Here is a 799-nt window from a genome sequence, read left to right on the forward strand (position 1 = left end):
TAGCGTAAGCTAGTAAGATCCCTGAAAGATGATCAGGTTGATAGGTTCGAGGTGGAAGCATGGTGACATGTGGAGCTGACGAATACTAATAGATCGAGGACTTAACCATATAATATGTAGCAATGTTATCTAGTTTTGAAAGAATATAAAAAACTTGTTGACTTATAGAAGTAAATGAGTTAAAATGATTCTTGTCTTAAATGAATATAGTCTGGTAATGATGGCAGAGAGGTCACACCCGTTCCCATACCGAACACGGAAGTTAAGCTCTCTAGCGCCGATGGTAGTTGGGACCTTGTCCCTGTGAGAGTAGGACGTTGCCAGGCAAATGGAGGATTAGCTCAGCTGGGAGAGCACCTGCCTTACAAGCAGGGGGTCGGCGGTTCGATCCCGTCATCCTCCACCATTTATGTCCGAGCTTAGCGAAGTGGCTAAACGCGGCGGACTGTAAATCCGCTCCTTCGGGTTCGGCAGTTCGAATCTGCCCCCCTCCACCATTCTTAATTAATGGGCTATAGCCAAGCGGTAAGGCAACGGACTTTGACTCCGTCATGCGCTGGTTCGAATCCAGCTAGCCCAGCCATTAAGAGCCATTAGCTCAGTTGGTAGAGCATCTGACTTTTAATCAGAGGGTCGAAGGTTCGAATCCTTCATGGCTCACCATTTTTAATAAAATATGCGGGTGTGGCGGAATTGGCAGACGCACTAGACTTAGGATCTAGCGCCTTTGGCGTGGGGGTTCGACTCCCTTCACCCGCACTTTTAATAAAATATCTCAAACATGTCTTGCGGAAGTAGT

Annotated in this window: 4 tRNA genes and 2 rRNA genes; all 6 read left to right on the top strand. The window is 46.9% G+C overall.

Annotation, left to right across the window (positions count from 1 at the left end):
- Positions 1 to 109 (top strand): 23S ribosomal RNA (locus DN400_RS19650); the annotation flags it as partial.
- 101 nt (positions 110 to 210) lie between these two features.
- Positions 211 to 326, top strand: a 5S ribosomal RNA gene (rrf, locus tag DN400_RS19655).
- A 4-nt stretch (positions 327 to 330) separates the two neighbouring features.
- Positions 331 to 406 (top strand) — tRNA-Val (locus DN400_RS19660).
- Between the two features lie 102 nt (positions 407 to 508).
- Positions 509 to 583: transfer RNA gene (locus DN400_RS19665), tRNA-Gln, on the top strand.
- A 4-nt stretch (positions 584 to 587) separates the two neighbouring features.
- Positions 588 to 663, top strand: a tRNA-Lys gene (locus DN400_RS19670).
- Positions 664 to 678: 15 nt separating this feature from the next.
- Positions 679 to 759 (top strand) — tRNA-Leu (locus DN400_RS19675).
- The last annotated feature ends 40 nt before the right edge of the window (positions 760 to 799 follow it).

The organism is Bacillus sp. AR8-1 (assembly GCF_008042345.1).
In the GTDB taxonomy this organism is placed as follows: domain Bacteria; phylum Bacillota; class Bacilli; order Bacillales; family Bacillaceae_G; genus Bacillus_A; species Bacillus_A cereus.